Here is a 1,145-nt window from a genome sequence, read left to right on the forward strand (position 1 = left end):
GCAGCATCGCTGAGAGCCTCGGCGAAATGATGAACAACAGCACTCCGGCGGCGCGAGAGGTCCTCGCTCGGATAGGCGGCCCCGGCACCGTCGCGGACCAGTTCCTCGTGGGCATGATGGCCATGCTCGGCGTGATCTCCGCCGGGCTCGCCATCCAGGCCGTGCTCCGGCTACGGGCCGAGGAGAGCGGCGGGCGGGTGGAAGCCGTCCTGGCCACTGCGGTCGACCGGCTGCGGTGGTCGGGCGGCCACCTGGCCTTCGCGCTGCTCGGCTCCGCGCTCGGACTGGTTGTGTTCGGATCGGCGGCCGGGCTGGCGTACGGGATGAATACCGGGGACGTGGGCGGGCAACTGCCGCGCATGCTGGGCGCCGCCCTCATCCAGCTGCCCGCGGTGTGGGTGTTCGCCGGGCTCGCGTTCGCGCTGTTCGGCCTGCTGCCCCGCCTTTCGGCCGGCGCGTTCGCCCTACTCCTGGTGAGCACGCTGTTCGGCTGGGTCGGCGCGGAGCTGGAACTCAGCCAGTGGGTGATCGACCTGTCGGTGTTCGCCCACCTCCCGCAACTCCCCGGTGGTGAGGTCAGGGTGCTGCCGCTGGTCGTGCTGACGGCGATGGCGACAGTGCTCATCGTGCTCGGCCTGGCAGGCCTGCGACGCCGTGACATGCCGGTCGGCTGAGCCCGCACAACCTCACCGACCACAAGCAGAGCCAGGAGGACTCATGGACAAGATCCAGATCGACTTCACCGGCGTGCGGGCAACCGCACTCCTCGAGCTGTACCTTCGATGGCTGGACAGCCGAGATCGGCGCCCCATCCTGCGCGACCCATGGCCACAACGAGCCGTACAGCGCCTCGACTTCGACTTCTCCCAGTTCAAGTCCGTGGCCATCGGACGGTTCGCCGTGGCCGTCCGGTCCCGCGTGATGGACGGGTGGGTTGCGAAGTATCTGGCGAACAACCCGGATGCGGTCGTTCTGGATCTCGGGTGCGGACTCGACTTCAGGGTCTTTCGGGTCGATCCACCGCCCGGCCATCACTGGTACGGCGTGGACTTCCCCGACGTCATCGAGGTCGCGCGGCAGCTCTACCCCGAACGCGCCGAACACAGCACCATCGGCGCGTCCGTCGTCGATCCGGGCTGGCTCGC

At 68.9% G+C, this 1,145-nt stretch carries 1 protein-coding gene and 1 pseudogene; both read left to right on the forward strand.

Annotation, left to right across the window (positions count from 1 at the left end; translation table 11 throughout):
• Positions 1-674 (forward strand): annotated as a pseudogene (locus tag AB0L53_RS59290) (ABC transporter permease); the annotation flags it as partial.
• A gap of 43 nt (positions 675-717) precedes the next feature.
• Positions 718-1,145: class I SAM-dependent methyltransferase (locus AB0L53_RS59295; RefSeq protein WP_364015918.1), on the forward strand; the 428-nt coding region annotated here is incomplete at its 3' end.

This window comes from Nonomuraea sp. NPDC052129, assembly GCF_040680095.1.
Taxonomy (GTDB): Bacteria; Actinomycetota; Actinomycetes; order Streptosporangiales; family Streptosporangiaceae; genus Nonomuraea.